Annotated in this window: 4 protein-coding genes; 1 reads left to right on the plus strand and 3 read right to left on the minus strand. The window is 74.8% G+C overall.

All coding sequences use genetic code 11. The annotated features are described in order from the left end of the window. Positions 1–501: 501 nt before the first annotated feature. Both UW392_RS16340 and UW392_RS16345 read right to left on the minus strand, forming a co-directional pair. Complete coding sequence (locus tag UW392_RS16340; RefSeq protein ID WP_320775734.1) at positions 502–915, minus strand: Zn-ribbon domain-containing OB-fold protein; 414 nt, start codon at positions 913–915, stop codon at positions 502–504. A gap of 164 nt (positions 916–1,079) precedes the next feature. Then, on the minus strand, positions 1,080–1,829 hold the full coding sequence (locus UW392_RS16345) for a TetR family transcriptional regulator (RefSeq protein ID WP_320775735.1): 750 nt from the start codon (positions 1,827–1,829) through the stop codon (positions 1,080–1,082). Between the two features lie 119 nt (positions 1,830–1,948). On the opposite strand from UW392_RS16345, the gene UW392_RS16350 reads away from it, so the two are divergent. Further along, entirely contained in the window at positions 1,949–2,794 is an 846-nt protein-coding gene (locus tag UW392_RS16350; protein ID WP_320775736.1) for a hypothetical protein, read from the plus strand. Between the two features lie 157 nt (positions 2,795–2,951). On the opposite strand, the gene UW392_RS16355 is transcribed toward UW392_RS16350, so the two are convergent. Beyond that, positions 2,952–5,009, minus strand: a 2,058-nt coding sequence (locus UW392_RS16355; protein ID WP_320775737.1) for a SpoIIE family protein phosphatase, incomplete at its 5' end; no start/stop codon positions are given.

Below are 5,009 nucleotides of genomic sequence, written 5' to 3' on the forward strand. Positions count from 1 at the left end.
GGCCGGCTCGCTCGCGACGGCCGCGGTCACCATCGTGCCGCCGAGGAGCAGCCCGCCGACGGCCGCCAGCCGCAGCGTCCGCCGGACGGTGCGTCGTCGTACGTGCCTCATGTGCGTGCTCCCGTGGCCGGACGGGCGGCGTCCACGCCGCGGCGCCGACGGGGTCCGGGCGCCACCGTTCCATACGGCGGCGGGGGCGGCGGCGTTCACCCGCCGGATCGGCGCACTCGTGGACACCGCGCCCGGCACCCGGACTTCCCGGTCATGGACGAGGCGCCACTGGCCCGGCTCGGCGCGGGCGGATACCTGCTGTTGTTCACCAGCTACCGGAAGAACGGAACACCGGCGGCGTCTGGACGGCCGCCGACACCTGGAAGGTGCGGCGGGTCCGCGACCGCCCCGAGGTACTCGCCGGCAGCAGCCCGCGCCGCGGCCTCAAGGGCACCGTGGGCATCAGGACCACCCTCACGCCGCCCCCGTCCGGCGGGTCGTGAACCGCCGTCAGGTCCAGGCGCGGTAGGGCTCGTCGACGAGCTGGAAGACCGGCTCGCCGCGCACCGGGTCCTTCGCCGTGGACAGCCGCACCCGGTCCCCGCTGTGGATTCCGATGGGCGGGCCCATGACCCGGCCGCGCAGCACGAACCCCTCCGCCATCTCGATCAGCGAGACATTGCGCGCGGCCGGGGTGTTGCGGTGCACCACCGAGGAGTGGCGCACCGTCCCGGCGCCCTCGCTGCGCTCCGTGCGCAGGTCGCTGCCCCGGCAGACCGGGCACAGCACCCGGTGGTACATGGCGGTCCCGCACCAGGTGCAGCGCTGGAAGACGAGGGCGTCCGTGGCCGGTGCCATGGGCGCGAGCACACCCGTCGTGGAGTCGGCTGTCCGCTGAGCGACGTTTCCTGAGTGGTGGTACACGCTGGTCGACTCCCTTGGCGCTCGGCCGGAATGCCGCGTGCGCGGTCCCTCGGGCACGCGGATGCGCGGTTCGCCGTGCCACCGTGCACGAACAGCAGCGTATGGCACTCAGTGTCAGTCGTAAAGGCACTGCGTACCGTCGAATGGTGCGGCCGATCGGGTGGTCAGCTCCGGCCGAGCACGGTCTCCAACTCCCGTACCACCTGCCACAGCGGCGCGTCCCGCCGGGCGACGACGACCACCACGTCCCCGTGGGTCCCGCTCACCGCGCCGGCCTCACCCCCTTGCCCGGCGGCGGCGGTGGCCGGCCGGGCGCTGTCGCCGAACGCCGCCTGCACACAGCCCAGCGCGTGGTCCACCGTGGCGGCCGCGTCGCCCACGCCGTCCGAACGCAGCCAGGCCCGCAGCGCGTTGTTGTGCGCGGCGACCACGGCGGCGGCGATCACGTCGGCCCGCAGCGTCCCGTCCGGACGCCCGGCCAGCCGCTCGCGCAGATACGCGGCGAGGGCCCGCTCGTACCGCCACACCACCGACAGCTCGTAGGCGCGCAGCCCCGGGACGCGCTTGGTCAGCCGGTAGCGCTGCACCGAGAAGGACGGGTTCTCGGCGTACATGCGCAGCACGAGCCGGGCGGCGTCGCAGACCCGGCGCACCGGTTCGGCGTCCGCGGGGGAGGCGGCCAGGAAGGCGGTCATGTCCGCCAGGCACCCCTCGTGGTCGGGGAAGACCACGTCCTCCTTGGACGGGAAGTACCGGAAGAACGAGCGCCGTCCGACACCGGCCAGCGCCACGATGTCGTCGACGGTGGTCTGCTCGTAGCCCCGCTCCAGGAAGAGGTGGAAGGCGGCCGCGACCAGGGCCTCGCGCATCGGCGGGCGTCCGTCGCGGCGCGGCGGGGCACTGCTGGCGTTCATGGTCGCCGAACGTAGCACCCGACCACCCGGAATGGCACGCAGTGACGTGCGGGAAGGAACTGAGTGCTTCCCGGCGGTCGCATACGATCTCGCCCGAACCGTGATCCGAGGAGTTCCCCATGACGGCCACCCGCGCCCGCCTGCTGTACGTCACCGACCTGGCCTACCCGGCCCGCGGCCGGCGCTACTGCGACGAGGACATCTTCCTGACGTCCCGGCTGCGCGGCGAGTTCGACGTGGCGCTGTGCCACCCCGAGGACGCCGTCGCCCTCATGGACGCCTTCGACGCCGTCGTGGTCCGCAACAGCGGTCCCGTGCTGGCCCACCCGGGGGCGTACGCGGCCTTCCGCGAGCGCGCCGCCGCGCGCGGGACGCGGGTCTACAACCAGCTCACCGGCCGCGCGGACATGGCCGGCAAGCAGTACCTGACGGAGCTGACCGCCGCGGGTTTCCCGGTCATCCCGACCGTGGACGGCGTCGCCGGTCTCGACCGGCTGCCCGAGGCCGGGCAGTACGTCGTCAAGCCCCGGCTCGGCGCCGACTCCGTGGGCCTGCGGACCGTCCCCGCCGACCGGCTGCGCGCCGTCGTCGAGGAGTGCGCCGCCGCCGGCGAGGACGTCCTCGTCCAGCCGCACGTGGACTTCGTCCACGAGGTCTCCTTCTGCTTCGTCGACGACACCTTCCAGTACGCGCTGTACGCCCCGCGCCCCGACCGGCGCTGGGAGCTGGTGCCCTGCGTGCCCACCCCGGACGACCTCGCGTTCGCCCGGCGCTTCATCGACTGGAACACCGTCCGTCACGGCGTCCAGCGTGTGGACGCCTGCCGCACCCGGGACGGCGGCCTGCTCCTGGTGGAACTGGAGGACCTCAACCCGTACCTGTCCCTGGACGCGTTGGACGAGGCGGACCGGGAGGCGTTCGTCACGGCGTTCGCGGCGTCCCTGCGCCGTTTCCTCGCGGCCTGACGGGACAGACACCACCACAACGGACCGGTGACGGCGGCGGCGGACGGGGAACCAGCCGCCCGGTTCCTCGCGGTGTGCCTGCTCGCGGTGTGCCTGCTCGGCCGGGAACAGTACGACCTGGCCGAGGCGTGGTTCACCGGACGCCGCCCGCGGCCGCTCAGGCGGCCTCGTCCGGCCGCTCGGGCACCCGGATGTCCAGCACGCAGACGTCGTCCCGGCGGTTCTCGCCCTCCAGCAGCGCGGCGAGCAGCGGCTCCAGGCAGTCCGGAGTGGCCGGGCAGGGCGACCCGGCGGCCTCCGCGAGCCGCTCAAGACCCCGGTCGATGTTCTCCGGGGGCCGCTCGATCAGCCCGTCGGTGTACAGCAGGAGCCGGTCGCCCGGTTCCAGGAAGACCTCCGCCTCCCCGAAGACCGGCTCCGCCGTCGCGCCGAGCAGCATGCCGCGCGGCCGCTCCAGGTAGCGTGCGGCGCCGTCGCGGACCAGTAGCGGCGGCGGATGGCCGGCCTGCGCCCACACCAGCCGGTGCCGGGCCCGTTCGTAGCGGGCCAGGACCATGCTGGCGGTGGCGTGGGTGTCCCGGGAGTGCAGCAGCAGCGCGTTGAGCCGGGCGAGGGCGCCGGTCAGCGACGAACCGGTGATGACCATGCCCTTGGCGGTGAACCTCAGCTGGGCCATGGTGGCGACGGCGCCCACCCCGTGCCCGGCGACGTCCCCGACCACCAGCAGGGCGTCGCCCTCGGGCAGTTCGATGGCGCTGAACCAGTCGCCGCCGACGTGCACACCGGCCTGCGCGGGCAGGTAGGACACCTCGACCCGCAGCCCGGCCAGCCGCAGCCGCTCCCGGGGCAGCGGCAGCAGCGCGTGCTGGAGCTGGGCGGCCAACGCTTGTTCGGCCCGCAGTACGTCGTGCTGGGTCAGCATCGCCTGCTCGCTCTCGACCAGGGCCAGCTCCACCCGGCGCCGGGCCGTCAGGTCCTGGACGAAGCCGTGCACCTCGACGGGGGTGCCGTCGGCGTCCGCGGCGGCCTCGAAGACGATCCGCAGATGCCGGACGCCGACCGGGGTCCTGGTGCGGAACGGAATGTCGCACGGCTCGCCGTCGTCGACCAGCGCCCGTACGGCACCGGCCAGTTCGGCCCGGTCCTCGGGCAGCGCGAGGCCCGGCAGGTCGGCGAGGCGGACGGGGCCGCTCGCCGGGTCCCGGCCGAAGATGGCGAAGACCTGCGAGGACCAGCCGGCCTCGTGGGTGACGAGGTTCCAGTTGGCCCAGCCGAGGTTGCCGAGGCGTTGCAGGTCGGCCAGCCGCTGTTCCTGCCGGTCGGAGGAGCCGTGGCGCAGCCAGGTCAGGACCAGCCCGGTGCCCAGCGGCGCCACCCGCACCGACCAGGTGGACAGTTCGGCGGTGCCGGCCACGACGTCCTGGTGCGCGAACGGCTCGCCCTCGTACGGCTCGCCGGTGGCCAGGGTGGTCAGACAGGCCGGCCACAGGGGTTCGCCCGCGAGGGCGGGGAAGCACTCCAGGAACCGCCGGCCGACCAGTTCCGCGGCGGTGCGGCCGGTGACGTGCCCGGCCCGCTCGCTGGCGGCCTCCACCCGGAAGTCCCGCACCTCGCCCGTGTCCGACCGCAGCGGTGTGAGGAGCATCGCCCCGACCGGCAGCGCGTCGAACACCCGCTGTACGGAGTCGGCGTCGGCGGCCGGCTCCCGCCGGGACCCGAACGCGCGCAGCCGCCCCGCGCACAGCTCGGCGACCGCCCGCAGGAGTTCGCGCTCAGCGGGGAGGAAGACGCCGGAGCGGTGGCGCAGCACCCCCAGGCAGAAGTCGGCGGCCTCGCCGTCGGGCAGCGGCAGCCAGGCCCGGGAGCGCCACCGCGACGGGGGGTCGCCGATCAGCGGGTACCGCTCGCGGTCCCGCCCGAACTCCTCCAGCCAGCGCGTCTCGCCGGTGCGCAGGACGTCCGTCGGGGCCAGCCCGCCGAGCGGCGGGATCTGCTGCCACTGCGCGGCCAGTGTGTCGTCGAGACCCGCGTGCCCGGCCAGTTCCAGCGCGCCGGAGGGCAGCCGGGCGTAGAGCAGGACGGCGTCGGCGGCGCCCTCGGGGGCCAGGTGCTCCAGCAGGCAGCGGGCCAGCTCCCGGGGGGAGGCGACGCGGACCAGGGCGCGGGCCAGCCGGGCGAGGGCCGCGGGGAGGTCCGGGTCGGTCGGCGCGGCCGG

The organism is Streptomyces sp. CRN 30 (assembly GCF_034105845.1).